Source organism: Kocuria sp. 2SI (assembly GCF_005502825.1).
GTDB lineage: Bacteria > Actinomycetota > Actinomycetes > Actinomycetales > Micrococcaceae > Kocuria > Kocuria palustris.
This window is the reverse complement of the sequence record NZ_SCNB01000008.1, coordinates 77,785-104,246: the sequence shown is the minus strand read 5'-3', so window position 1 is coordinate 104,246 and position 26,462 is coordinate 77,785. Positions and strand designations below refer to the sequence as shown.

The 26,462-nt window shown below is 71.8% G+C and carries 21 protein-coding genes; 4 read left to right on the top strand and 17 right to left on the bottom strand.

Translation table 11 applies throughout. The annotated features are described in order from the left end of the window. Positions 1–100 precede the first annotated feature (100 nt). The 14 genes from FFS25_RS06550 to dinB all read right to left on the bottom strand — a co-directional run bounded on the left by FFS25_RS06550 (position 101) and on the right by dinB (position 17,889). Positions 101–1,114 (bottom strand): cell division protein FtsQ/DivIB, encoded by a 1,014-nt coding sequence (locus tag FFS25_RS06550; RefSeq protein ID WP_137802311.1) that lies wholly within the window; start codon positions 1,112–1,114, stop codon positions 101–103. After that, positions 1,114–2,571 carry a UDP-N-acetylmuramate--L-alanine ligase gene (gene murC / locus FFS25_RS06545; RefSeq protein ID WP_006214835.1) on the bottom strand — a complete coding sequence of 486 codons (1,458 nt, stop codon included), beginning with the start codon at positions 2,569–2,571 and terminating at the stop codon, positions 1,114–1,116. The genes FFS25_RS06550 and murC overlap by 1 nt, the downstream gene beginning before the upstream one ends. After that, positions 2,561–3,694, bottom strand: coding sequence for an undecaprenyldiphospho-muramoylpentapeptide beta-N-acetylglucosaminyltransferase (gene murG, locus FFS25_RS06540; protein WP_137802310.1), 1,134 nt, complete (start codon positions 3,692–3,694; stop codon positions 2,561–2,563). Before murG ends, murC begins: the two co-directional genes overlap by 11 nt. A gap of 48 nt (positions 3,695–3,742) precedes the next feature. Continuing rightward, positions 3,743–5,119, bottom strand: a complete 1,377-nt coding sequence (ftsW, locus tag FFS25_RS06535) for a putative lipid II flippase FtsW (protein WP_137802309.1) — start codon at positions 5,117–5,119, stop codon at positions 3,743–3,745. Beyond that, complete coding sequence (gene murD / locus FFS25_RS06530) at positions 5,116–6,645, bottom strand: UDP-N-acetylmuramoyl-L-alanine--D-glutamate ligase (protein ID WP_171004119.1); 1,530 nt, start codon at positions 6,643–6,645, stop codon at positions 5,116–5,118. Before murD ends, ftsW begins: the two co-directional genes overlap by 4 nt. Beyond that, on the bottom strand, positions 6,642–7,808 hold the full coding sequence (mraY, locus tag FFS25_RS06525; protein WP_137802308.1) for a phospho-N-acetylmuramoyl-pentapeptide-transferase: 1,167 nt from the start codon (positions 7,806–7,808) through the stop codon (positions 6,642–6,644). The genes murD and mraY overlap by 4 nt, the downstream gene beginning before the upstream one ends. After that, positions 7,805–9,277 (bottom strand): UDP-N-acetylmuramoyl-tripeptide--D-alanyl-D-alanine ligase, encoded by a 1,473-nt coding sequence (locus tag FFS25_RS06520; RefSeq protein WP_040560983.1) that lies wholly within the window; start codon positions 9,275–9,277, stop codon positions 7,805–7,807. Before FFS25_RS06520 ends, mraY begins: the two co-directional genes overlap by 4 nt. Further along, positions 9,274–10,953 (bottom strand): UDP-N-acetylmuramoyl-L-alanyl-D-glutamate--2,6-diaminopimelate ligase, encoded by a 1,680-nt coding sequence (locus FFS25_RS06515; RefSeq protein ID WP_137802307.1) that lies wholly within the window; start codon positions 10,951–10,953, stop codon positions 9,274–9,276. Before FFS25_RS06515 ends, FFS25_RS06520 begins: the two co-directional genes overlap by 4 nt. A 207-nt stretch (positions 10,954–11,160) precedes the next feature. Next, complete coding sequence (locus tag FFS25_RS06510) at positions 11,161–13,014, bottom strand: peptidoglycan D,D-transpeptidase FtsI family protein (protein ID WP_053447511.1); 1,854 nt, start codon at positions 13,012–13,014, stop codon at positions 11,161–11,163. After that, positions 13,011–13,697 carry a cell division protein FtsL gene (gene ftsL / locus FFS25_RS06505; RefSeq protein WP_137802306.1) on the bottom strand — a complete coding sequence of 229 codons (687 nt, stop codon included), beginning with the start codon at positions 13,695–13,697 and terminating at the stop codon, positions 13,011–13,013. The genes FFS25_RS06510 and ftsL overlap by 4 nt, the downstream gene beginning before the upstream one ends. After that, positions 13,694–14,683, bottom strand: a complete 990-nt coding sequence (gene rsmH / locus FFS25_RS06500; RefSeq protein WP_137802305.1) for a 16S rRNA (cytosine(1402)-N(4))-methyltransferase RsmH — start codon at positions 14,681–14,683, stop codon at positions 13,694–13,696. Before rsmH ends, ftsL begins: the two co-directional genes overlap by 4 nt. Before the next feature lie 380 nt (positions 14,684–15,063). Further along, positions 15,064–15,495 carry a division/cell wall cluster transcriptional repressor MraZ gene (gene mraZ, locus FFS25_RS06495; protein ID WP_058872260.1) on the bottom strand — a complete coding sequence of 144 codons (432 nt, stop codon included), beginning with the start codon at positions 15,493–15,495 and terminating at the stop codon, positions 15,064–15,066. A gap of 584 nt (positions 15,496–16,079) precedes the next feature. Continuing rightward, positions 16,080–16,478: an SCO2097 family morphological protein gene (locus FFS25_RS06490; RefSeq protein ID WP_058872184.1), complete on the bottom strand. Its 399-nt coding sequence runs from the start codon at positions 16,476–16,478 to the stop codon at positions 16,080–16,082. Between the two features lie 121 nt (positions 16,479–16,599). Then, positions 16,600–17,889: a DNA polymerase IV gene (dinB, locus tag FFS25_RS06485; protein ID WP_058872183.1), complete on the bottom strand. Its 1,290-nt coding sequence runs from the start codon at positions 17,887–17,889 to the stop codon at positions 16,600–16,602. 135 nt (positions 17,890–18,024) lie between these two features. On the opposite strand from dinB, the gene FFS25_RS06480 reads away from it, so the two are divergent. Beyond that, a complete protein-coding gene (locus FFS25_RS06480; RefSeq protein WP_058872182.1) occupies positions 18,025–19,161 on the top strand; it encodes a polyprenyl synthetase family protein in 1,137 nt (378 codons plus the stop codon). A gap of 111 nt (positions 19,162–19,272) precedes the next feature. Here FFS25_RS06480 and FFS25_RS06475 read toward each other — a convergent pair whose 3' ends face one another. Next, complete coding sequence (locus FFS25_RS06475) at positions 19,273–19,656, bottom strand: Rv2175c family DNA-binding protein (RefSeq protein ID WP_058872181.1); 384 nt, start codon at positions 19,654–19,656, stop codon at positions 19,273–19,275. 150 nt (positions 19,657–19,806) lie between these two features. Here FFS25_RS06475 and FFS25_RS06470 point away from each other — a divergent pair, with 150 nt between their 5' ends. Together FFS25_RS06470 and FFS25_RS06465 are read left to right on the top strand one after the other, a co-directional pair. Beyond that, a complete protein-coding gene (locus FFS25_RS06470) occupies positions 19,807–20,961 on the top strand; it encodes a lytic transglycosylase (protein WP_058872180.1) in 1,155 nt (384 codons plus the stop codon). A 94-nt stretch (positions 20,962–21,055) separates the two neighbouring features. Further along, a complete protein-coding gene (locus FFS25_RS06465; RefSeq protein WP_161937539.1) occupies positions 21,056–23,404 on the top strand; it encodes a protein kinase domain-containing protein in 2,349 nt (782 codons plus the stop codon). 79 nt (positions 23,405–23,483) lie between these two features. Here FFS25_RS06465 and FFS25_RS06460 read toward each other — a convergent pair whose 3' ends face one another. Together FFS25_RS06460 and FFS25_RS06455 are read right to left on the bottom strand one after the other, a co-directional pair. After that, positions 23,484–24,845, bottom strand: a complete 1,362-nt coding sequence (locus tag FFS25_RS06460; RefSeq protein WP_058872259.1) for a class II 3-deoxy-7-phosphoheptulonate synthase — start codon at positions 24,843–24,845, stop codon at positions 23,484–23,486. A gap of 210 nt (positions 24,846–25,055) precedes the next feature. After that, positions 25,056–25,760: a lysophospholipid acyltransferase family protein gene (locus FFS25_RS06455; protein ID WP_058872178.1), complete on the bottom strand. Its 705-nt coding sequence runs from the start codon at positions 25,758–25,760 to the stop codon at positions 25,056–25,058. Positions 25,761–25,956: 196 nt separating this feature from the next. Between FFS25_RS06455 and FFS25_RS06450 the strand changes: the two genes are divergently transcribed. After that, positions 25,957–26,433 carry a hypothetical protein gene (locus FFS25_RS06450; protein WP_058872177.1) on the top strand — a complete coding sequence of 159 codons (477 nt, stop codon included), beginning with the start codon at positions 25,957–25,959 and terminating at the stop codon, positions 26,431–26,433. The last annotated feature ends 29 nt before the right edge of the window (positions 26,434–26,462 follow it).

The window sequence follows — 26,462 nt, the reverse complement described above, 5'->3', positions numbered from 1 at the left end:
CGCCACGAGTTCGCGGCGCGTGTTGTGCGCATTGAGTCCCCTGATTCGGGGGCACCCCTTCAACACTCACCTGAGGGTCGAAGGAAATCGCTTCGGACGACTACTCCAGCACCGGATGACGGGGAGCGGAGACGTCGTAGACCTCGACCTGGCCGGTGGCCTCCGAGGCGTCCACGAGCGCGGCCAGGACCTCGGCCTTCAGGGCGCTGTCGGTGTCATCGCCCCAGCGCACCGTGACCCCGTCCTGCAGCTCCAGCATCACGACCCCGCCCGATTCGGCGCGGGCCGTCTGGACCTGCTCGAGCAGCGACGAGGGCAGCGAGGCCAGCACCGAGCTGACCGTGTCCCAGTCCTCGCTGTCCAGCACGTCGGTGCCGCCGGCGATCACCGGGACGTGGATCTGCTCGCTGTCGGTGACCTGCTCGAGCTGCGTGCCCTCGCGGTCCACGAGCTGCCAGCCGTCGCCGTCCTCGACCGCAGCGACCGGGATCCGCTCCTGGACCTCGACGCGCAGGGTCCCGCTGCCGCTGGCGCTGGTGTCCACCGAGGCGACTGCCGGGAACTGCGTGAGCAGGGACTCGACCTCCTCGGAGGAGATGCGGGTCATGGACTTGCCCTCCAGCGGCTGCAGCGCCTCCTCGGCGGCCCCCTGGTCGGTCAGGGAGAGGCCCTCGACCTGCAGGGAGCGCACCGAGAACAGCGGGGAGAAGAACACGCCCCACACGATCAGGACCACGATCAGCACGGCCACCGCCAGACGCACCAGGCGGCGCAGCGCCGGGGACAGCCGACGACTGTCATCGCCGTCCTGCCCGTCGCGCGCCGAGCCCCTGGATCCCGAGCCGGACGAGCCCAGCTGCAGCGTGCGCCGCCAGTCGCTGAATCGCCCGCCTCCTGTGGGCACGGGCTCGAACTCGGACTCGCGCTGCTCGTCGAGCGCTGCGACCTTGTCCCGGCTGTTGACGCGCACGCGCGGGGTCTCGGCACCGGCGGACGACGGGGACTCAGCGCCGCCGGCGGTCTCGACCGGCTCCTGCTCGCGTCCGCGCTGCGTGGAGGAGGAGCCGGATGTGCCGCCGAAGCGCGGCTGGCGGGGTCGGGGTCCGCCCGCCATCAGGCCGAGGCCCCGGCCTGCCCGGAGTCCTCCAGTGCGCTGAGCAGGCGGGGGCCGAACGCGGTGACGTCCCCGGCGCCGACCGTGAGCACCAGATCTCCCTCCCGTGCCTGGGCCGCGATCTGAGCGATCGCCTCCTGGGGATCGAAGGCGCTGCGCACCGAGTCCCCGGCGGCATCGGCGATCAGATCCGAGGAGACGCCCTCGACCGGGTCCTCGCGCGCTGCGTAGATCGGCAGGACCCAGGCGTCGTCGGCGATCTCGAGGGCCTGGGCGAACTCGCCCGCGAAGGCCTGCGTGCGGGAGAAGAGGTGGGGCTGGAAGAGCACCAGGACGCGGTCCTCCCCCGCCACGCGCCGTGCGGCCGTCAGCGCGGCGCGCACCTCGGTGGGGTGATGGGCGTAATCGTCGATGACCCGCACGCCGCGGGCCTCTCCCTTGAGCTCGAATCGGCGGTCGGAGCCGTGGAAACCGGCCAGGCCCCGCAGGGCGTCCTCGGCGGGGACCCCGGCGATCTGGGTGACGGCGAAGGCCGCTGCCGCGTTGAGCACGTTGTGCTCGCCGGGGACCTCCAGGCGCATGCGGTGGCTGCGGAGGTCGGCGCCCTCCCCCAGGCTCAGCTCGGCGGTGGCGCCGATGCCCTCGGTGCGGATATCGCTCACGCGGATCTGCGCTGCGGCATCGGTGCCGTAGGTGACCACGCTGCCGCCGCGGCGGCGCACGGCCTCGGCCAGCCGGCGCGAACCGGAATCGTCCTGGCATGCCACCAGGGTGCCGCCGGGGCGGAGGGTGTCCGCGAAGTCCTCGAAGGCCTGGAAGAAGGCCTCCTCGGAGCCGTAGTGATCCAAGTGGTCGGGCTCGATGTTCGTGACCACGGCGATCGTGGGCGCGTAGGAGAGGAACGAGCCGTCGGACTCGTCGGCCTCGGCCACGAACCAGCGGCCGCGGCCCAGGTGGGCGTTGGTGCCCAGATCGGCCACGTGCGCGCCGATGGCCCACGACGGCTCCTGCCCTGACTCCTGCAGCGCCACTGCCGCCATGGACGACGTGGTGGTCTTGCCGTGCGTGCCGGCGACCGCGACCACCTGGGAGCCGTGCATGGCCACCCCGAGGGCCTGGGAGCGGTGCAGCACGCGCAGCCCGGCCTCCCGAGCCGCGGCCAGCTCGGGGTTGGTCTCGCGGATCGCGGTCGAGACGACGACGGTCCGGGCGTCGGCGATGTTCTCGGCCGCCTGACCGATGCTGATGCGGGCCCCGCGCTCGCGCAGCGCGGCGAGCCCGCGGGACTCCTGGGCATCCGATCCGGAGACGCTCACCCCGTGGGCCAGCAGCAGGCGGGCGACGGCGGACATGCCGGCGCCCCCGATGCCGATCAGGTGGGTGGGCCCCAGCCCGGCGGGATCGGTGTCCACGCCCATGGACTCGTTCGGGGACCCGGTTCCGGGATCAGTGCTCACGTCGTGCCTCCTGCAGGATCAGTTCAGCCATGGTCGCGTCCGCATCGCGCACGCCTGCCCCTCGTGCCGCACGGGTCATCTCGGCCAGGCCCTCGGGGGCCGTGAGCAGAGGCAGCACGTTCGCGCGGTACCACTCGGAGGTGAAGTCGGAGTCCTCGACGAGCCGGGCGGCGCCGGCCTCCACGAGGGAGCGGGCGTTGAGCGCCTGCTCGCCGTTGCCGATCGGCAGCGGCACGAAGATCGCGGGCAGTCCGACGGCGGCCACCTCGGAGACGGTCGCGGCCCCGGCGCGGGCGATCAGCAGATCGGCGGCGGCGTAGACGTCCTCCATGCCGTCGACGTACTCCACCTGCCGATAGCCCTCGGCCTCAAGCGGACGCAGGTCCGGGGTGAGCACGGGCTTGTCGCGGCCGGTGATGTGCAGCAGCTGGTAGCCCTGCTCGGCGATCCCCGGCACGATCCCCTGGATCGTGCGGTTGATGGCCACCGCCCCGGAGGAGCCGCCGGTCACGATCACGGTGGTGCGCTCCGGGTCCAGGCCGAGGCGCTGCCGGGCCCCTCGCTGGGCGGCCGCGCGGTCGAGCTGCGAGATCTCCCGGCGCATGGGCATCCCCACCGTGCGGGCGCCCTTCAGCGGCGTGTTCGGGAAGGCGGTGGCCACGACGGCGGCGAAGCGGGCTCCGACGCGATTGGCCAGCCCGGGGCGGGCGTTGGCCTCATGGATCACGACAGGGACGCCGCGACGGCGGGCCGCCAGGTACATGGGGGTGCAGACGTAGCCGCCCACGCCCACCACCACGTCGGCGCGGCTCTCGTCGATGATCCGCCCGGCCTGGCCGATCGCCCCGCGCAGGCGCACGGGCAGCTTGAGCAGATCGACGGAGGGTCGTCGGGGCAGCGGAACGCGGTCGATGGTCTCCAGCGGCAGACCGGCGGCCGGGACCAGGCGGGTCTCCATGCCCGAGGCGGTGCCGACCGCGGTGACCTGCGCTGCGGGCTCGGCGCGGCGCACCGCCGCTGCGATCGCCAGCAACGGCGAGACATGCCCCGCGGTGCCTCCGCCGGCCAGCACCACGTTCACGGGGCGCTGGGACTCGGTCGGGTGGGCGTCGTGGTCGCTCATGCGGCTGCTCCTGCGGTGTACGGGACGTGCGTTCGGGTGTCTGGGGGCTCACGAGTCGCCGCGGCTGCGGAGGACCCTTCCGCGGCGGATGTCGTGGACCTCGGCGATGGGCTCGCGCTCATCGTCCATGAGGTCGTCGTAGCGACCCTCGTGGTCGTAGGCATCGTACGCATCGTCGCCCGGCAGCGGCCGTCGGGCGGCGACGGGGCGCGAGCGCGGCTGCGGGATCGCCTCGACCATCCCGACCGAGGGCTGCCTGGCGAAGGACATCACGACGCCCACAGCGGACAGGCACATCAGCAGCGACGAGCCGCCGTAGCTGATGAACGGCAGCGGCACACCGATCACCGGCAGCACACCGGTGACCATGCCGATGTTCACGAAGGCCTGCCCGATCAGCCAGGCCAGGACGCCGCCGGTCACGATGCGCTCGAAGCCCGAGGTGGAGCGCATCAGGATCCGGGCCATGGCCACGGCCATCACGGCGAACAGCACCAGGATGGTGACGGTGCCGAGCAGTCCGAGCTCCTCGCCGATGATCGCGAAGATGAAGTCGTTGTGGGCCTCGGGGACGTAGTTGTACTTGGAGCGCGACTGCCCCAGCCCGACTCCCCACCAGCCTCCGGTGGCCAGCGCGGAGAGCCCGTGCATGGCCTGGTAGCAGCCCGCGGATGGGTCGCAGTCACCGGTCAGCCAGGAGGTCACGCGCTCCATGCGGTGGGGCGCGGAGATCACGAAGAGCACCGACACCGCGGCACCGGCGGCGAAGGCCGTGAGGATCCAGCGGATGGGCATGCCTGCGAAGAACACGGCGGCCAGGTAGATCAGCAGGAAGATGCCGGCCGTGCCCATGTCGCGGCCGTACATCACGAACAGCACCGGCACGACGACGGCCACGGCCGAGGGCCACAGCGCGTCCTTGAGCGTGCGGATGCGCCCCGCCACGCGGCCGAGCCACACGCCCAGGGCCAGGATGCAGGTCAGCTTGGCGATCTCCGAGGGCTGCAGCGTGAAGCCGCCGACCGACAGCCAGTTCCGGTTGCCGCCGACCTCGACGCCGAACGGCACCACGAGCGCCAGGATGACCGCCGAGACCCAGAACGCCAGGATCGCCAGCCGCCGCATGACCCGGGCCGGGACGCGCGAGAGCGCGAACATGGCGATCAGCCCCAGCGCGCCGAAGATCAGCTGGCGCACGAACAGGCCGTAGGCCGACTGCTCGGCGGAGATCGACTCGACCGCAGAGGAGGAGAGCACCATCATGGCGCCGATCGCGAAGAGCAGCACCGCGCACACGGCCAGCGCGTAGTACGACTGCAGCAGCGGGCCGCTGCGGACCCGGTGCTCGACCCCGCGCAGCGGGCCCGACCGCTCGTCGATCCGGTCCCGCAGCCGGGTGGCCACGGCTGCGGTCCGCGGGCTCACGACAGGCGCTCCACGAGATCGGCCACGCTGCGCGCGAACGCGTCCCCGCGGTGGGCGTAGTCCCGGAACTGGTCCATGGAGGCCGCGGCCGGGGCCATCAGCACGGTGTCCCCGTCCACGGCCACGCGGTGGGCGGCTTCGACGGCGGCGCGCATGACGGCCTCGCCGTCGGAGGCGTCCTCGAGGCCGTCGGCGGCGCGCAGGATCGGCACGTCCGGAGCAGAAGCGGCCAGAGCGGCCTCCAGCCGGTCGTTGTCGGTGCCGATCAGCACCACCGCCCGCAGGCGGCGCGCGTGGGCGGCGACCAGGGCGGAGCTGTCCGTGCCCTTGGCCAGGCCGCCGGCGATCCACACGACCGGGTCGAAGGCCGACAGCGAGGCGGCGGCGGCGTGCGGGTTGGTGGCCTTGGAGTCATCGACCCACACCACCCCGAAGGTCTTGGCCACGGGCTGGATGCGGTGCCCGCCCGGCTCCCATGCGGCGAGACCCTGGGCGATGTCCTCGCCGGAGACGCCTGCGGCTCGGGCCAGGGCGGCGGCCGCCAGCGCATTGGTCACGCCGTGCGGGGTCGGCACGGGCTTGATGGACTCCACCAGCCCGACCTCCAGCGCCTGGTTGCGGCGGTCGTCCAGGAAGGCCCGGTCCACGAGCAGGTCCTCGACCACGCCCAGCATGGAGACGTCCGGGTTGCCCGCGGTGAAGCCGATGGCCCGGCAGCCCTCGACGACGTCCGCCTCCTCGACCATCTGCCGGGTGCGGGGATCGCTGACGTTGTACACAGCGGCGACCTGGCAGTTCTCGTAGATCCGCGACTTGTCCGCCACGTAGTTCTCGAAGCCGCCGTGCCAGTCCACGTGGTCCTCGGCCACGTTGAGGCACACCGCGGCCAGCGGGGATACCGAGTGCGCCCAGTGCAGCTGGAAGCTCGACAGTTCGACGGCCAGGACGTCGTAGTCCACCGGATCGCGCAGGGCGTCGAGGATCGGGGTGCCCACGTTGCCCACGGCCAGGGCCTTGAGCCCGCCGGCCTGGAGCATGGCCTCGGCCATCTGCACGGTGGTGGTCTTGCCGTTGGTGCCGGTGATGCACACCCACGCAGCGGTGGGGCGCCCCGCGCGCTCGCGGATGCGCCAGGCCAGCTCGACGTCGCCCCAGATCTGGATGCCGCGCGCGACGGCCTCGGACAGGACGGGGTCATCGGGGCGGAAGCCCGGAGAGGTCACCACGAGCTGCGGGTCCTGGCCGTCGACCTGCGGCAGCCCGGCCACGGCCTGGGCGCCCAGCAGGACGTCGGCGGAGCCCACGATGCCCAGCGTCTCGGCCTTCTGCCGGTTGGCCTCCGAGTCCCGGCCGTCGATCACGACCACGCGGGCGCCGAGCTCGATCAGCGTGTCCGCGGCGGCGAAGCCCGAGATGCCGATGCCCAGCACGACCACGCGCAGGTCCGCCCAGTCGGCGTCCCAGCTGGTCAGCGACGCCAGCCGGGGATCGTCCAGGATGGGGTTGTCATTGCTGGCATGGATCACAGGAACGCGCCTCCGTTGGAGATGAGCCACTCGCCGTAGAACACCGCGAGCGCGACGGCCGTGAAGAGCCCGGCGATGATCCAGAAGCGCACGACGATCGTGACCTCCTGCCATCCCTTGAGCTCGAAGTGGTGCTGCAGGGGCGCCATCTTGAAGATGCGCTTGCCGCCGGAGAGCTTGAACCAGCCGACCTGGAGGATCACCGAGACGGTGATGAGCACGAACAGCCCGGCGATCAGCACGAGCAGCAGCTCGGTGCGGGTGAGGATGGCGAACGCCGCCAGGGCGCCGCCCAGGCCCAGCGAGCCGGTGTCGCCCATGAAGATCTTGGCGGGGGAGGTGTTCCACCACAGGAAGCCGATCAGCGCGCCCACCAGCGCCGCCGCCAGGACGGTGAGGTCCGAGGGGTCGCGCACGGTGTAGCACAGCCCGGGCCCGCCCTCGCCGCACAGGTGGTCGGACTGCCACAGGGTGATCAGGAGATAGCCGGAGAACACGAGGATCGACGCCCCCGTGGCCAGCCCGTCCAGCCCGTCGGTGAGGTTGACGGCGTTGGTGGTGGCGGTCGCGATGAGGTTGACCCACACGACGTAGAGGATCAGGCCCAGGAGCACGAGGACGATGGTCCGCTCGGAGGTCAGGGCCTCGACGAGCCCGCCTCCCAGCTGCCCGAGGCCCAGGTCGAGCCCGGTGTCGCGGGTGAGCGAGACCTCGGTGGAGCCGGGTGTGCGGCCCCTGGCATCGGGCAGCATCAGCGTGAGCAGCGCGAAGACCGTGCCGATCGTGCCCTGCAGGGCGATCTTCCCGCCCGGGCTCAGGCCCAGGTTCTGCTTCTTGGTGATCTTCTTGGCGTCGTCGATCCCGCCGACGAAGCCCATGCCGAGCATGAGGAACGCGGCCAGCAGCCCGGAGGCGGTGGGACCGGTCCACTCCCCCGTGACCAGGCCCACGACAGCGTGCGAGACCAGGTAGGCGATCACGGCCGAGCCCAGGATGGCCACGCCGCCCATGGTGGGCGTGCCGCGCTTGGTCTGGTGGCTCGAGGGCCCGTCCTCGCGGATGAACTGGCCGTAACCGCGGCTGGCCAGGAAGCGGATGAACAGCGGGGTGCCCAGGATCGAGAGGATCAGGCCCAGTGCAGCGGCGACGATGATCTGGATCATGCTCGACCTCCCTGGCCCGCAGCGGCGACCCGATCGCCGAGCGTCTTGAGCCCCGCGGAGTTCGAGGACTTGAACAGGACGATGTCTCCGGCGCGCAGGTTCTCGGCCAGGAAGGCCTCAGCGGCCTCCAGGTCCTCGACCCAGGCGGCCTCCTCGCCCCAGGAGCCCTCGAGCAGAGCCGTGACGTAGGTGGGGCGGGCCAGCGGACCCACGGCCAGCAGCCGGGAGATGTTGTAGCGCACCACGAGCGAGCCCAGGCGGTTGTGCTCCTCGACCGAGGAGTCCCCGAGCTCGTACATCTCGCCGAGCACGGCCCAGGTGCGGCGATGCCGCGGGGAGTCCTGCGGCCCGCCCATGCGCGCCAGCGTCTGCAGCGCCCCGGCCATGGACTGCGGATTGGCGTTGTAGGCGTCGTTGAGGATCGTCACGCCGTCGGGGCGCTCGGTGCGCTCCATGCGCCAGCGGCTGCCCGGGCCGAGGCCCTGCAGGACATCGGCGATCGTCTCGGACGGGACGCCGGCCATGAAGGCGGCCGAGGCCGCGGCCAGGATGTTGGAGACGTGGTGCTCGCCGATCAGCCCGGAGACCACCCGGTGCACGGTCCCGCCCGGAAAGTGCAGGTCCAGGGACGGGTGGCCGTCGTCGTCGGTGGAGATCCGGTCTGCCCACACGCGGGCGGCCGGGACCTCCGGGAGCGTGCTGGTCTCCCCCGTGCCGAAGAACACGACGGGCGCCTGCGTGCGCGTGTGCATCCGGCGCACGCGGTCGTCGTCGTCGTTGAGGATCGCCACGCCGTCGGCGGACAGCGACTCGACCATCTCCCCCTTGGCGATCGCGATGTTCTCCACGCCGCCGAACTCGCCTGCGTGCGCGGAGCCCACGCACAGCACGGTGCCGACGTCCGGGGAGACCATGCGGCACAGGTACGAGATGTTGCCGATGTGGGTGGCGCCCATCTCGACGACCAGGTACTCGGTGGTCGCATCCGTGCGGAACACGGTCAGCGGCACGCCGACCTCGCCGTTGTAGGAGCCCTGCGGGGCCACGGTGGGGCCCATCTCGGAGAAGATCGCGCGCAGCAGGTCCTTGGTGGTCGTCTTGCCGACCGAGCCGGTGACCGCCACGACCTTGAGGCCGTTGTCCTGGCGCAGCTGCCGCACGACCCAGCTGGCCAGCGTGCCCATGGCCTCCACGACGTCCGGCACGCGCACCGAGGGGTGCACGGAGCCGTCGTCGGCTGCGACCTCGCGCTCCACGAGCGCCAGCGGGGAGCCGGCGGCGAAGGCCGCGGCCACGAAGCGGTGGCCGTCCGTGACCTCACCGGGCTTGGCGACGAAGAGGGTCGCCTCCCCCGCCTCCCGAGAATCGGTCGTCACGTGCTCGATGACGGGGCCGTCCTGCTGCGGATCCAGCCCCAGCAGCTCGCCTCCGACGATCTCGGCGATGCGCCTGGCATTGAGAGGGATCACGAGCGCCCCCACCGTCCTTCCTGCGTGTCGTGGAGCGCGTCGCGCAGCTCCTGCCGATCATCCAGGGGATGGTCGACTCCTGCGATCTCCTGCGTGGTCTCGTGGCCTCGTCCGGCGACCAGGATCGAATCGCGCGGACCGGCCATGGCGGCCGCCGTGCGGATGGCCGTGGCCCTCGGGTGGATCTCCTCGATCTCGGTGGCCCGCGCCGCGCCCTCGTCGCGGGCCTGGCGGGCTCCGGCGATGACCTCGGCCCGGATTCCGGCGGGGTCCTCGTCGTGCGGGTCGTCGTCGGTGACGATCACCACGTCCGCACCCTGTGCAGCGATCCGGCCCATGAGTGGGCGCTTGGTGGTGTCGCGCTGCCCGGTGGCGCCGAAGACCACGATCACGCGGCCGTCGCCCTCGGGCGGATCGACCGCCTCCAGGGCGCGGGTCAGGGCGTCCGGGTTGTGCGCGAAGTCCACGACGGCGGTCGGCTCGCTGGCGATCAGCTGCATGCGCCCGGGGACATCGGTGGTCAGCGGGTCCTGATCGTCCAGCACGTCCTGCAGCACCTGCAGCGGCACGCCGGAGGCCAGCACCATGACGACGGCCAGTGCGGCGTTGGCCACGTTGAACTCTCCGGGCAGCCCGGTCGAGACGCGCAGCCGACGGCCGTCGCGGTGCACCAGCTCGAAGCGGTGCCCCACCCCGCGCCGGGCCAGCGAGCGCAGCGTCCAGTCGGCTCCGTGGCGCTGCGGGCCGGAGTCGCGATCCTCGACGATCCCGCCGCGCAGGGCGATGACCTCGACCTTCTCGGCGCCGAGCTCCTCGCGGGCTCGGCGGGCCATGCGCAGGCCCCACTCGTCCTGGTCATCGGCCACGACGATCACGGCGCGGTCGGCGCGCCGGGCGGTGAACAGCTGGGCCTTGACCTCGAAGTAGGCCTCCATGGACCCGTGCAGGTCCAGGTGGTCCTGAGTCAGGTTGGTGAAGCCGGTGACGTCGTAGTGCACGCCGTCCACGCGGTGGAACTCGAGCGCGTGGGAGGAGACCTCCATGGAGGCTCCGGTCATGCCGGCTTCGCGCATCACGGCCAGCAGGGCGTGCACGGACGGCGCCTCGGGCGTGGTCAGCAGCGACGGGATGCGCTGATCGCCGGCCAGGATCTCGATCGTGCCGATCAGCCCAGTGGTGCGGCCCAGGGCCTTCTGGATCGAGTTGAGGAAGTACGTGGTGGTGGTCTTGCCGTTGGTGCCGGTCACGCCGAACAGCGGCATGCGGGCGCGCTCGTCCTCGCTGCCGCCGTAGAGAGAGGCGGAGATCTGCCCCATGTGCTCGCGCGGCACGGCCGCCACTATCACCGGGACGCTGAGTGGGCCCTGGTCGAGCATGAGCTGCAGTCCAGCCTGGTCGGTGAGCACAGCGGCCGCACCGGAGCCGATCGCGGCAGCGGCGAAGCCCGCGCCGTGGAACCGAGCACCGGGAAGGGCCGCGTAGAGGTCGCCCGGCTGCACGGATCGGGAGTCGATGCTGATGCCGCGCACGGAAGCCGGCTCCTGCGCACCGCGGTGCGCCTCCGGGAGCTCCAGTCGCGCGCCGATCAGCTGCGCCAGCTCGGCGGCCGGCAGCGAGGCAGCGCTGCGGGGCCGCAGACGGGCCGCGTCGAGACCGGGCTCGGGCAGGTTCTGCATGTCATCCTTCCTCGGATCGGCCGGTGGGAGCCGGCCGTTCCCTCGATGCGGGCCACGTTCGGGACCCATCGGTCGCGGAGGCAGCGCTTCCCCTGCCCGCCGAGGACGCCCGACCTCGAGGACGGCGGGGAAGAGCCGTATTCCGGACGTGGCGAGTCTAGTCCGGCAACCGAAGCAGCAGGACGAGATCGACCGCGCGGCGTCCACTCAGGCGATGCCGGTCGGCGTGTCCGGCAGCTTCTCGTTGCGGTCCTCGTCCTTCCCGTAGAACTTGGGCAGACCGACCGCGCCGCCGGTCGAGGGCTGCACGCCGTAGTGGCGCAGCACCTGGCCCATGATCTGCGAGAAGGCCGCCGACGCCCCGATCGCGGCGACGGCGCCCTGCGGCTTGTGGACGGTGGCGGCCACGACGAACTGCGGGTCCTCCATGGGACCGATGCCCGCGAACGAGGTCGTGTAGCCGTCGTAGCCGCCGTCGGCGCTGGCGGCCTCGGCCGTGCCGGACTTGCCGCCCACGCGGTAGCCGTCGGTGGCCGCATCCGGAGCTCCGCCGACGGTGATCACGGACTCCATCATCTCGCGCAGCTGCTCGGCGGTCTGCGCGGAGAAGATCTGACGGCCCTCCGGGCGCTCGATCTCGGTGCGGGTGCCGTCGGGGTCGATGATCGCCTGGAGGAGGCGCGGCTCGATCTGCAGGCCGTCGTTGCCGACCGCCTGGAAGATCGTGGCGGTGCGCAGCGGCGACTGGGAGACTCCCTGCCCGAACAGCACCGTGTACTGCTGCCGGATGTCCCAGTCCTCCCACGCGGGGAGCAGCCCCGGGGACTCACCGGGCAGCTCGATGCCCGTGAGCTCGCCCACGCCGAACTTCTTCATCCAGTCGTAGCGGCCCTGCCGATCCAGGCGCGAGCCCACCAGCACGGTTCCGGTGTTCATGGAGTCGGCGATGACGCCCGCGAAGGTGCGGTCCTCGTCCTCGTGCTCGAAGGCGTCGGTGATCGTCTGCCCGTCGATCTCCAGCTCCGAGGGCACGGCGACCTCGGAGAGCTTGTCGGCGTTGCCCGTGTCGATCGCAGCGGCCGCCGTCAGGATCTTCTGGGTCGAGCCGGGCTCCACAGCCGAGGCCACGCTGCGCGGCTGGAAGTCGCCCTCGTCCTCGGTGCGCCCGGTGTCGTTGGGATCGACCATCGACGAATCCGCGAGCGCCAGCACCGCGCCGTCGGAGATCCGCATCACGATCGCCGTGCCCCACTCGGCGCTGAGCTCCTCCACGCGGCGGGCGATGGCCTGCTGGGCGTAGAACTGGACGTCGCGGTCCAGGGACAGCTCGATCGACGAGCCGTCCTGCGCGGCCGTCTCGTCCTGGGGCGCCACCGGGATGCGGACGCCGTCGGCGCCGATCTCGAAGCTGCGCTCGCCGTCGATGCCCCGCAGGTGCTCGTCCTGGGTCAGCTCGATGCCGCCGAGGGCCTCGCCCTCTCCCCCGACGAACCCGACGACGGAACCGGCCAGGGAGCCGTTGGGGTAGCTGCGCTGGGACACGGGCTCGCCCGTCACGTAGCCCACGCGCAGGTCCTCGATGCGGCTCCACTGCTCGGGGGTCGCGTCCCGGAACAGGTACTCGAAGTTCTTGCGCTCCCCCACCGGGACGTCCGCGTCCCCCTGCAGCTTGTCCTTGACCTCCTGATCCGGCATCCCCAGGATGTCGGCCAGGCTGCGGATCGCCTCCAGGACGGTGAGCTCCTCGGTCGAGCCGTCCGGGTTCTGCACGACCAGGTCCTGCACGATCGTCTGATCCACCGCGATGTCGTAGCGCTGGATGCTGCGCGCGAGCACGGCGCCCGTGCGATCGAGGATCTCGCCGCGCCGGGCCGGGATGACCTGGACGCGCAGACGACTGGCCTCGGCGCTGGCCGCCTGCCCGCGCAGATCCAGTCCCTGGACCCACACGAGGCGCAGCGCCAGCAGCACCAGGGCCAGCAGGCCGATCAGCAGGCCCACGAACTCGCGACGGCCCATGCCGCCTGCGCTGCCGCTGTCATCGCGCGTGCTGCCGCTCACTGATCTGCTCCTTCCTGTGCCGTGCCGCCCTGGGCGGTCCCGTCCTGCGCTGCGTCGTCGGCCGAGCTGTCGCCGCGCTGCTGCGGTGCGGGGATCGTGCCGCCGTGCAGCTCGACGTCCGCCTCCGCCTTGCGAGCACTGTCGAGCTGGTCCTCCGCCTCGGACTCCGAGGAGGGCAGCGCATCGCGACGGGCGCGCTCCTCCTTCTGGGCCTGCTCGGCGGCCGAGGATCCCACCTGGATGGGCACCGGGATGGCCGTGTCGACCTCGTCGTCATCAGCCTTCGGAGCAGGCACGGCCTCCCCCGTCACCTCGCCGGTGCTCAGGTCGACCACGCCCTGCTCGGTCGGTGCGGGCACCAGGCCCTCCTCCTGGGCGCTGCGGGCCAGGTTCTGCGGAGCCTGATGGAACTCGAGGTCCTGGGTCAGCGACTCGTTCTCGAGCTCGAGGGCCTGCTCCTGGTTGCGCAGCTCGACCAGCCGGTACTGCCCGTCGGTGATCCGCACGGTCATCAGCAGGATCACCGCGAAGGTCCCGAGCACCGCCAGCACCGCCGCAGCGACCGGGAGCAGCCGCGACCACATGGCCCGACGGGACGCGCGCTGGCGGTCTGAGACCCTGGGACGACGACGCGGCAGGCGCAGCCGCCCGCCCCGTGCCGTCCTGCCCGCTGATGTGCTCATGAGTGCTTTCCGTGCCTGCTGTCCGATCTGATCCGCTCCGCGGCGCGCAGCCGCGCGGAGGCCGCTCGCGGGTTCGCCTCGATCTCTTCGGCCGTGGGCGTGTGCGTGCCGCGCGTGATCATGCGGAAGGTCGGCTTGTGCTCCTCCAGCTCGACCGGGAGGCCCTTGGGCGCCGAGGAGCGCGAGCGTCCGGCGAGCTCCTGCTTGACCATCTTGTCCTCGAGCGAGTGGTAGCTCATGGCAGCGACTCGCCCTCCGAGCCTGAGAGCATCCAGGGCGTTCGGCACAGCGCGGCTCAGGACCTCGAGCTCCTGGTTGACCTCGATGCGCAGCGCCTGGAAGGTCTGCTTGGCCGGGTGGCCCTTCTTGTGCAGGGCCGCCGCTGGCTTGGCGGCCCGGACGATCTCCACGAGCTCCCCGGTGGTCGTCAGCTCCCGCTGCTCGCGCGCCTGCACGATCCCGCGGGCGACGCGCTGGGCGAAGCGCTCCTCGCCCCAGTCGCGCAGGATCCGCCGCAGGTCCTGCTCCGAGTACTCCATGACGATGTCCCGGGCCGTGAGCTCGGCCGTGGAGTCCATGCGCATGTCCAGCGGAGCGTCATAGGAGTAGGCGAAGCCGCGCTCGCGCTCATCGAGCTGCATGGAGGAGACGCCGAGGTCGAAGAGGATGCCGTCGGCGGCCTCGAAGCCGGCCTGGGCGAGGGCGGGCTCGATCTGGTCGTAGGTGGTGTGGACCGGGAAGAAGCGATCGGCCCATGGCTCCAGGCGCCGCCCGGCCAGGCCCAGGGCCTGGGGGTCGCGGTCGATGCCCACCAGGCGGACGTCCGGGAAGCGGCGCAGGATGGCTTCGCTGTGCCCGCCCATGCCGAGCGTGGCGTCGATGACGACGGGGGCGGGGCCCTCCAGGGCGGGGGCTAGCAGGTCCAGGCAGGCTTCGAGCAGGACGGGGACGTGCCGGTCGCCGGCGGGGCGCTCGAGATCGTCCATGGCTCGTCCTCCTGGTGCTCGGCGATGCGCGCGGGGCGCGCCTCGTCCGGGTGCTCGTGCTGGCATCCCGACGACCGCCCACCCTATCGGGCGCAGCGGCAGGCCCCGACGCGGCGGGGCCGGGGACGGCCATGACCCGCGCCACCACGGTGCGCCCGATCGGCGCACCGTGCGATCGGGCCCGCAACGACGACGAGCACCGCATCTGGCGCTCCAGGGCGAGAACCCCAACCGCTGACCATCCCTCGAATCCGGCCTGGCTCAGGGGAAGGTGAGTCAGGACGGTGATGGCAGTGCGGGTGGAGATCCCATCCGGGAGATCCCGATGCAGTGCTCGTGGCGCCGCGTCTGCGGTCCGCCTCTCGGCGGTCCAGGTCTTCTCAGAAGAGCCCGGGGATGACCTCCTCCTCGGTGTTCGAGAAGGTCGCCTCCTGCTCCTCCAGGTACTGCTGCCATGCCGCGGCGTCCCAGATCTCGGCCCGGGAGCCCGCGCCGACGACGGCGAGCTCTCGATCCAGACCCGCGTACTGACGCAGCGGCACAGGGACGGTCACGCGACCCTGCTTGTCCGGCACCTCATCCGAGGCACCCGAGAGGAACACGCGGATGTAGTCGCGAGCCTGCTTGGAGGACAGCGGGGCCGCCCTCATCTGCTCGTGCACCCTCTCGAACTCAGCCGCGCTGAAGACGTAGAGGCACCGCTCCTGGCCTCTGGTGAGGACCAGTCCGTCCGCCAGCTCCTCACGGAACTTGGCCGGAAGGATCAGCCGCCCCTTCTCGTCCAAGCGGGGGGAGTGCGTTCCGAGGAACATGCCCACCGCCGTTCGGATCCGGAGACTTCTGATTCGCTCTCGTGACCCCCACTTTACTCCACCTTCCTCCACCGTCAATCACGGTCGGTGGTTCCAGGCGCGTTCCGAGGCGATTCCGAAGAGATCCTGCCCACAGGATCAGCCGCGTTCGCCCTTGTCATTGCGGGGTGGAGGCGACCTGGGAGGCGAAGTGGCGCGATGGGGAGGGGATTTCTCTGACCGCTGCCGCAGCCTTCGCCCTTCGAGTGGTCACGCGACAGGCCCACGGACCGCCGCCGCGCTGATCGGGCACGGAGATCCCCATGATCACGGGGATCAGCCCGCTTCTCAGCGCCGCCTCGAGGCAGCCGGCGTTGACCGTGGAGGGAAGTGGTGCGTCCTCAGGCAGAGGAGTGGGGAGCGAAGTGGAGGCCGCCCGCAGTCCTCGCTCTTGCTCGCGAGGAGTCGCCGGTGCGAACCATCGACGCGCGAAGACCGGCGCACGAGACTCCTCGCGGGCGGGAGCGGAGCAAGGCGGCACCCGGGCATGACGAAGGCCCCCGTCCTGACGGAGCGGGGGCCTCGTTGACGTCGGTGCGGTGGGATCAGCTGCCGTTGCGGCGCTCGTCCCAGCGGTTCTCGAGATTGCGCATGAAGCTGGACTGCGGCTTCTTGGCAGCGGCCGCCTTGGCCTTGGCACCGCCACGGGAAGAGCTCGACTCCCCCGCCTCCTTGGCGCCCGAGGAGCGGGTGGAGGCCCAGTAGACGCCGAACGACATGATCAGGAAGCCGAGGACGCCCACCAGGATCGAGTCCAGGGCCACACCTCCGACCACGATGCCCAGGCCGACCACGCCGATCACGGCTCCGAGCACGACCGCGCGCGTGGAGAACGTGGGCTTCACGGGTCGTGAGTCCATCTGGCTCACGAACCTCGGATCCTCCGCATTGAGCTGCTGCTCCAGCTGAGCCAGCAGCTGCTGCTCGCGCTCCGAAAGGGCCACGACGTCCCTCCTGGGGGGTCTGCTTCAAAGTTCAGGGACACGTGCCGCGTCCCTGCGGTTGCTCCAGTCTACCCGCAAGGCCCCTTGCGGAGCACCCGGTCGTCACATGACGATCCGCCGCTCATCTGCGCGGCTGCGACCGGGCCCGCCCGGCGCCTCCCGGCGCAGGATCATCGCGGTGGCCGGCGCGCAGCTCGCTGCGCCCCACCGTGCCACGCGGAGGCCTCAGCATGGAGGCCGGCCCCAGGATGGCGCCGCCGAATCGCTCGCGCGCCCGGTCCATGGCCGACTCGGCGGCGGCCCACTCCTCCTCGCGGCCGTCGATGCTCAGCTGCATGGCGGAATCGGCGTCCTCGAGGGACTCGGCGCGCACTCCGATCAGGCGCACGGCGCTGGGCAGCGGCAGCTCCGCCGTCAGCAGCTCCTCGGCATGCGTGTAGAGGTCGTGCCCGGAGGTGAAGGGATGGCTCACCGTCCGCGAGCGAGAGATGGTGGTGAAGTCCTCCCACCGCAGCTTCAGTCCCACCCGCCGGGCCCGCAGCCTGTGGCGGCGCAGTCGCGCGGCGGTGCGATGGGACAGCCCGAGCAGCTCGCGGCGCAGGGCGTCGATGTCGCTGACGTCGGTCTGGAAGGTCTGCTCCGCCCCCAGGCTCTTCTCCTCGCGCTCCGGAGTCACCGGGCGGGGATCCACGCCGTGGGCCAGCGCATGCAGGTGCGCACCCGCAGCCGGGCCGACGACGCGGGCCAGCTGCTGCGGCGTGCGCTGTGCGATCTCCCCCACGGTGCGGATCCCCGAGCGCTGCAGCGTCTCCTCCGTGCGCCTGCCGACGCCCCACAGCGCCCCGACGGGCAGCTCCGCCATGAACGCCACGGTGTCCTCGGCGCGCACGAGCAGCAGTCCGTCCGGCTTGGAGCGGGTGGAGGCGATCTTGGCGACGGTCTTGGTGGCGCCGATGCCCACCGAGGCGGTCAGCCCCGTCTCCCGATGGATGCGGGCGCGCAGCTGCCGAGCGATGTGCACCGGCGAGCCCAGCCTGCGGATGGCTCCGGAGACGTCCAGGAAGGCCTCGTCCACACTGATCTGCTCCACCAGGTGCGTGAGGTCGTGGAACATGGCCATCACCTGCTCGGAGTAGCGCGGGTAGTCCGCATACGACGGATCCAGCAGGATCCCCTGCGGGCACATGGCTCGGGCGCGGGAGACCGGCATGCCGGAGCGCACCCCGAAGGCGCGCGCCTCGTAGGAGGCGGACAGGACCACCGAGCGCCCGGAATCCCGGGCCACGATCACCGGCTTGCCCACCAGATCCGGGCGCTCCAGCAGCCCGACGGCCACGAAGAACATGTCGAGATCGACGTGCATGATGGCCGCGCTTCGCCACTGCTCGAGCTGCTCGCCGCTCATGCTCATCCCCTCTCCTGAAGAAGCCGCTGCGAATGATCGCGGACCGTGTGCTGGTCCGCCGTCCGGAAGGCCGCGGGCTACCCTGACCGGAGGCGCTGTCCCACCGGCCGCGCCGCGAGAACCGCCACCGTCAGGAGCCCCTTGACCGACCCCAGCTTCGCACCCGACTCCGACAGCTCGAGCCCCGAGCTCTCACGCGTGGCGGCCGCCGAGTCCGAGGCCTTCCGCTACGACGTCGACGCCGTCCTGAAGTCCTGGTTCCAGGACCAGCGCACCGTGGCCGACGGCATCTCCGAGGCAGCCGGTCCCATGGTCGAAGCCATCGCCGGGCTGTCCACGGGCGGCAAGCGCACCCGCGCCCAGCTGCTCTACTGGAGCTGGCGAGCAGCCGGCGGAGACGCGGACTCCCGCATCCCGCGCCTGGCAGGAGCCGGGATCGAGCTCTTCCAGACGGCCGCTCTGATCCACGACGACATCATCGACCGCTCGGCGACCCGTCGCGGCATGCGCTCGATCCACGTCCTGTTCGCCGATCGCCACCGCGACAGCGGCTGGAGCCAGGACAGCGCGCACTTCGGCACCTCTGCCGCCATCCTGGCAGGCGATCTGGCCCTGACCTGGTCGGAGCAGATCTTCGGCGAGGCCGTCGCACTGGCCGGGCACCCCGCCGGCGCTGCCGCGGACTTCACGCGCATGCGCACCGAGGTGATGCTCGGGCAGTACCTGGACATCCACGCGGAGGTCGCCGCGCAGACCCTTCCGCCGGACAAGGCCATCGAGCGCGCCTTCGAGGTGCTGCGCTACAAGTCGGCCAAGTACTCGGCGGAGCACCCGGCGGCCCTGGGGGCCCTGCTGGCGGCGGCGCCGTCGTCGTTCGTGGAGGCGTGCCGCGGATTCGCCCTGCCGCTGGGCGAGGCCTTCCAGATCCGGGACGACGTCCTGGGCGTGTTCGGCGATCCGGTCACCACGGGCAAGCCGGCCGGCGACGATCTGCGCGAGGGAAAGCGCACCGTGCTGATCGGGCAGCATCTGCGCGACGCCGAGCCGCAGGACGCGCAGCTCGTGGCCCGGGCCCTGGGCGATCAGTCGCTCGACGGCGCTCAGATCGAGGACCTGCGGGAAGCCCTGCGCCGCAGCGGCGCCCTCCAGCGCACCGAGCAGATCGTGGACGAGCTGTCGCAGCGCACCGAGCAGGCTCTGGCGCAGATGCGGATCGAGGACCTGCCGCGGGCCGGTCTGCAGCAGATGGCCGACGCCCTGGTCCGCCGCTCCCGCTGACCGGGAGGCCGCCCGGGGCCGAAGCCGCCGCTTCCGGACGCAGCCGAGCCTGGCAGACGAGCGCCCGCCCCCGATCGGGGGCGGGCGCTCGTGCGCGTCACGGCGCCGCCGTCACCAGTCCAGGGTCTGCGCCCGACGACGGATCTCGGCCTTGCGCCCGGCGCGCAGGAAGTCGATGGGCCGACCCGGCAGGGACTCGTCCTCGGTGAACAGCCAGGTCACGGCCTCCAGGTCGGTGTAGAGGTTGTCCCGCAGCACGGTCATGGTCCCGCGCAGCGCATCGATCGGCCGGCCGTCCATGAGGAACTCCGCCGGGATGCGGCGGACGCCGTCGCGGGGGTCGCGGAAGGCCACGAGCGTGCCGTCCTCGGCCATGGAGTGCACGCGGGTCACGATCATCCCAGTGGATTCGGCCACGTCCGGGAACGTGGTCCACTCGCCGACCAGGGCGTCGAGGGCCTCGAACTGCTCGAGGGTGGGCTGCGCGGGATTCATCTCAGACTTCTTCACGGATCCAGGGTGCCACGAACCGCCGTGATGCGCCGCCACCGATGCCCCGGCGCAGGCACCGGGTACCCTGCAGGCAGCAGCGCTTCAGCACTTCCCCCTGATCAGCGCATCTCCCAGCCCGAGGTCTTCGCCAGCATGCAGCACACCCCTCAGGATCCCCGCCCCCAGGACTCGGATCCGGCCCCCAGCGGCTCGCGCGCCCGCCGCTCCGCCGCGGCACTGGCCGCGCTGGCCGTGTTCGGCGCCTCCGGGACGCCCGCGGCCCACGCGGTGGGCCAGCCGGAGGGCTCGGCCCCGGATGAGCGCCCCGAGGCCGTCGACGGCCCCGCGCGCACCGTCCAGCCCGGCGACAGCATCTGGTCGGTGGCCACGGCCAACGGCCTGTCGGTCGAGGACCTCATGGAGTGGAACGGGCTGTCCGGCGATGCCTCGCTGGCCCCGGGCGACACCCTGCGCCTGTCGGCTCCGGCGAAGGAGGCCTCCTCCGCCAAGGCCGATGACTCCCCCAAGTCCGGTGACGAAGCCACCCGCGTCCAGGACCCCGCCGCCCCGGCAGCCGCCGCAGAGACCGCGCCGCGCAGCACCGAGCACCGCGTAGCCGCGGGTGAGAGCCTGTGGGCGATCTCGCAGCGCCACGACATCACGGTCCAGGCCCTGATCGAGGCCAACGACCTGGACGTCGCCGCCCCGCTGCGCGAGGGCGAGACGCTGCAGATCCCCGCAGCCGAGGCGGCACCTGCCGCGCAGGACGACCCGGCCCAGGTCGCAGCCCCCGCCGAAGCCGCCGAGGCCCCGCGGATCCGCGACGACTTCCCCGGCTACGACTACGACGACGAGACCCTGGCCTCCGCGCAGAGCCATCTCGATCAGCTCTACGAGCGCCGGTCGCCCTCGGCCGAGGAGATGCAGCGTCTGGTGCGCACCACCGCTCAGGAGATGGGCGTGGATCCGGCTCTGGCCCTGGCCCATGCCGAGCAGGAGTCGGGCTTCGTGCACCGCAGCGTGTCACCGGCCGATGCCGTGGGCACCATGCAGGTGCTGCCGTCGTCGGGCGAGTGGGCCTCCGCCCTGGTGGGGCGCGATCTCGACCTGCTGGACCCCCAGGACAATGTCACGGCGGGCGTGGCCATCATCCGCGCGAACCAGCGCTCGACGGAGGATCTCGACCGCGGGATCGCGTCGTACTACCAGGGCGCCTACGGCGTCGAGGAGTACGGGATGTACGACGACACGAAGACCTACGTCCACCAGGTGAAGGCCCGGATCCCGGCCTGGACGCACCTGCGCTGAGCCCGCCCGGACACAGGTTCCGAGGGCGTCACGATCGCAACCACGCCCGTCGTCATCCAGCCGCAGTCCAGTCCGCTCCCCTACTGTGGGGCTCGTGCACAAGCCCGTGGATGATCATCTGACCGGCTCGGTCCTGGAAGGCCGGTACACCGTCGGACCGCGCCTGGCGCGCGGCGGCACCGGCGGTGTGTATCGCGCTGTCGATCAGCGACTGGAGCGCACCGTCGCCGTCAAGATCCTGCACGCGCACCTGACGGAGGACCCCTCGTTCGTCGAGCGCTTCGCCCGGGAGGCCCGTGCGGCCGCTCGCCTGTCGCACCCGAACGTGGTCGCGGTGCTGGATCAGGGCCGCACCGATGACGGCCATGTCTTCCTGGTCATGGAGTACGTGGAGGGCGGGACCCTGCGCGACGTCCTGCGCCGCAAGGAGTTCCTGCGCCCTGGCGAGGCGCTGACCATCCTCTCCTCGGTGGCCGCCGGGCTCTCGGCGGCGCATCAGGCTGGGCTGATCCACCGCGACATCAAGCCCGAGAACGTGCTCATGCGCCCGGACGGCACGGTGAAGGTCGCCGACTTCGGCCTCTCCCGCGCCGCCGATCAGCACACCACCTCCGGGGCCGTGCTCGGCACGGTTGCCTATGCCTCCCCCGAGCTGGTCACCGAGCGGCGTCTCGACGCCCGCTCCGATCTGTACTCGCTGGGCATCATGGCCTGGGAGATGCTCACCGGCCGCCGCCCCTTCGACGGCAGCCCGTGGACGATCGCCCGCGCCCATGCCCAGAAGACCGTCCCCTCCCTGCTCGAAGCGGTCCCCGGGATCGATCCCCAGCTCGCCCAGGCCGTGGCCGGCTGGACCGCCAAGGACCCGCAGAAGCGCCCGTCGGACGGCGCCGAGCTGCTGGCCTCGATCGGCGAGCTGCGTCGCGAGCTGAGCCTCGATGCCCTGGACCACCTCCCGGAGGGCTGGGAGCAGGGACCGGGTCCGGCCGCGCCGCGGCCCGAGGATCCGGGGGCCACGACCCTGCCCAGCACCGCCCCGGCCACTGGGCCGATCGATCTGGAGGCCGTGGACGAGCTGCGCCGAGGAGGCTCGAGCGCAGCCCCGGTCTCCGATCAGCAGGACGGCACGGCGGAGGCCTCCCCCGACGGCTCCGCTCACGCCCCCGAGAACGCCGACGGCGAGATCCCACCGACCACGCAGGTGCTGCGCGTTCCGCTGGGCGCCGAGAGCGGGCGGGGCCCGGAGTCGGAGGATCCCGTCGACGAGGCCCCCACCGAGGCCCTGCCAGGACCGGGCTCCGGCGCGGAGGGTCCCGATGCGCCCACGGACGCCATGCCGCGCTTCCCCGAGGCATCATCGGACTCCGCGTCCGCCGGATCCGCCCCGACCGAGGCGCTGCCCCGCTGGCAGGGGGCCTCCGCCGACCAGGATGACGATCAGCGCACCTCGGTGCTGCCGCCCATGCGCAGCGGCGCCGGTGCAGCGGGTGCCGCCGGCGTCGCAGGGACAGCCGTCGCAGGCGCCGCGGCAGCTGCCGCGGCGCCCCGCACCGGCTCGACCGCCGTGGGTGCCGCAGGGGCTGGGACGGCGCTAGGTGCTTCGGTGGATCCGAACCTGCAGCGCAGGGGCCCCAGCGTGGACCGGCTGGCCGCCTTCGACGAGCCTTCGGACTCGGACGGCGTCACGGCCGAGCAGGAGACCGAGCCGCGTCGCGGTCGGCTGCACGAGTCGGCGCCGGTGGACCCGTCCAAGCCCACGGTGCGGCTGCAGCAGACCCATCCGCTGAAGGCGGCCGTCGCCGTGGCCCTCGCCGCGCTGCTCGTGGCGCTGGCCGGCTTCCTGGGGTGGCTGCTGGGCTCCGGCAGCTTCCGCACCGCAGTGGTCCCGGAAGTCGTGGGCACCACCCAGCCGCTGGCCGTGGACGCGGTGGAGACCGAGGGCTTCTCCAACGTCACGGTGCACGAGGAGCCCAGCACGGAGGTCCCGGCGGGCAGCGTCATCGAGTCCTCGCCCGCCGCGGGCACGGAGACCCGAGTGGGCGAGCAGATCGTGCTGACGGTCTCCACCGGGCCCGAGCAGGTGGAGATCCCCGCGGTCGAGGGCATGTCGCAGTCCGATGCCGAATCGCAGCTGAGCTCCGCCGGCCTCGACGTCGGCACCGTCTCCGAGCAGTTCGACGACTCGGAAGAGGGCAGCGTCGTCTCCGCATCGCCCTCCCCCGGCGCCAGGGTCGAGGAGGGCAGCACCGTGGACCTGGTCGTCTCCGCCGGCGCCGAGCCCGAGGAAGTGCCACGCGTGGTCGGCAGCAATGCCGATGACGCCCGCGAGCAGCTCGAGGACCTCGGCTTCACGGTCGAGATCGAGGAGGTCGCCGGTGCGAACCTCAACCGCGTCGTCACCCAGAGCCAGGACGGCACGACGATCACACTGCGCGTCATCTGAACCGGCAGTGCCTCAGCGCACGGACGAAGGGCCCGGCTCCTGCAGGAGCCGGGCCCTTCGTCGTCAGCGGATCAGCGGATCAGCTCTGCTCTCCGGAGAGGTAGCTGGAGACCAGGAACGCGACCTCGAGGGACTGCATGTGGTTCAGGCGCGGATCGCACAGCGACTCGTAGCGATCGGCGAAGTGCGCCTCCTCGATCGCGTCCGCCCCGCCCAGGCACTCGGCGACGTCGTCGCCGGTCATCTCCACGTGGATTCCGCCGGGGTGCGAGCCGATGGCGCGGTGCACCTCGAAGAAGCCGTTGATCTCGTCGATGACGTCGTCGAAGTTGCGGGTCTTGAACCCCGACGGCGTGGAGACCGTGTTGCCGTGCATGGGGTCGGTGACCCACACGACCTTGGCCCCGGAGTCCTGGACCGCCTGCACGACCGGGGGCAGCGCCTCGCGGATGCTCTTGGCGCCCATGCGGGTGATGAACGTCAGGCGGCCGGGCTCGCGGTTCGGGTCGAGCTTGTCGATCAGGCGCAGCGCGTCCTCGCCGGTGGTCTTGGGCCCGAGCTTCACGCCGATGGGGTTCTGCAGGCGCGAGAGCAGGTCCACGTGGGCGTCGTCGATCCCGCGGGTGCGCTCCCCGATCCACAGGAAGTGCCCCGACGTGCCGTAGGGCCGGTGGGTGCGGGAGTCGATGCGAGTCAGGGCGCGCTCGTAGTCGAGCAACAGCGCCTCGTGGCCGGTGAACAGCTCGGTGGTGGACAGGGCGTCGAAGTCGGCGCCGCAGGCCGCCATGAACTTCACGGCGCGGTCGATCTCCTTGGCGAGCTTCTCGTAGCGGGCGTGGGCCGGGTTGGAGGCGAAGCCCATGTTCCACGAGTGGACGTGGCGCAGATCGGCGAAGCCGCCGCCGGTGAACGCCCGGATCAGGTTCAGCGTGGACGCGGAGGTGTGGTAGCCGCGAAGCATCCGCTCGGGGTTGTGGGCGCGCGACTCGGCGGTGAAGTCGAATCCGTTGACCATCTCGCCGCGGAAGCTCGGCAGAGTGACGTCGCCGCGGGTCTCGTCGTTCGAGGAGCGCGGCTTGGAGAACTGACCCGCCATGCGCCCCATCTTCACGACGGGCATGGAGGCGCCGTAGGTGAGCACGGCGGCCATCTGCAGCAGCGTCTTCACCCGCGCGGAGATGCGGTCGGCGGTGGCGCCCTCGAAGGTCTCGGCGCAGTCGCCGCCCTGCAGCAGGAAGGCTCGGCCCTCGGCCACCTCGGCCAGGCGGCGCTTGAGGGTGTCGACCTCGCCGGCGAAGACCAGGGGCGGCACGGTGTTCAGCTCGCCCATGACGCGCTCGAACTCGGGGTGCTGAGCCCAGTCCGGCTGCTGGTCGGCGCTGAGGCTGCGCCAGTCGTCCAGGCCCTGATAGTCCTTCGTGCTCGGCTTGGGGCCGGGCATGAAGGGGGTGGGCTGGTCGGCGGACAGCGGCTGGGTCACGGTGATCGTCCCTCGTCTAGATCAGGTCGGCGGCGGCCCGGGCTTGCGCGGGTGCGGCAAGGACAGCCGGACAGGCTCCGGCAGCGTGGCTTCCGGGCACCGCACCGACTGCGGCCACCGCAGGCAACGCTATCGCAGGGCGGGAGATTCCCTGTGATCGGGGTCCTCGGCTCAGGAGGCCCCGCGCTCGAGGTCGCGGCGGGCGTCGGCGGCGTAGACGTCCACGTACTCCTGGTGGGACAGCTCCTGGATCGCCTGGATGATGCGGTCGGAGATCTCCCGGGCGGCCACGCGGTCGCCGGTGCGGCCCTTGTACTCGGAGAAGTCCAGCGGCTCGCCGAAGATCGTCTTCACGCGCTTGCCCTTCTGCCGCCACGGAGCGGGGAAGGGCGTGCCCAGGGGCTGGACGACGTCCGTGTTGATCATGGCGATCGGGATGACCGGTGCGCCGGACTCCATGACCAGGCGGGCCACACCGATCTTGGCGCGGTACAGGCGGCCGTCGTGGGAGCGCGTGCCCTCCGGGTAGATGCCGAGCAACTCGCCCTCGGCCAGCTTGCGACCGCCGGCCGACAGGGAGGCAGCGGACTTGCGCCCGCCGGAGCGGTCCATGGGGATCTGGTTGATCGCGCGGAAGAACGCGGCGATCGCCCGACCCTTGAGCGTGCGACCCGTGAAGTAGTCGGACTTCGCCAGGAAGAAGATCTGCCGCTTCACCGCGATCGGCATGAAGATGTGATCTGCGGCGGAGAGGTGGTTGCTCGCCAGGATCGCCGCCCCTTGGTCCGGGACGTGGTGGGCGCCTTCGACCTCCGGCCGGAAGGCGGCGTTGACCAGCGGGGTCACGATCCAGTCCTTCAGGAACATGTAGACCATGGCGTATTGCTCTCCTCGTGGCCCGGTTCGCGGGCATCGTGGCTGGATCTGGTACGGCCCGTGCGCGGTGCTCGACGGACCCCTGCAGCGGCGGTGAGCCCCGCCGCGCAGTGATTGTCGCATGAAGGACAGCCGTGCGAGCGGTCGGCGCGCACCCCATGGGGATCGGGCGCGCAGACAGTGAGAGGATGACGCCATGACCCCGCCCGAGCGAGATCCGGACAGCGTCGCCCGCGCCTGGGAGGACCTCGTCCGCCGGCTCCAGGAAGACGACGCCCCCGCCGACAGCGCGGCTGCCGAGGCAGCCCCGGCCCACGGCGCGCCCGTTGAGGAGGTCCGCAGCCACGAGGCTCCGATCGAGCTCGAGGACCGGGCCCGCGGACCCCGCGACTTCGAGCTGGCTCCGGAGACGGACGAGCCGGAGCTCCTCGACGACGACTGGCAGCCGCAGGACCCCGGGCCGGTGACGGCGGGCATGCGCCCGGGCACGATCATGGCCTGGGCCGTGCTGCTCGGCGTCGCCGCAGCGCTGCTGGTCCTGGGGTTCCTGCTCGACGGCCTCCCCTGGTGGCTGTGGGTCCCCGGTCTGGCGCTGATCCTCGGCAGCCTGGTCTCGCTGTTCCAGGCCCTGCCCGAGGATCGCAGCGACGACGACGACGGCGCCCAGGTCTGATCCGCGGCACCTGACTCCCCCATCGACGA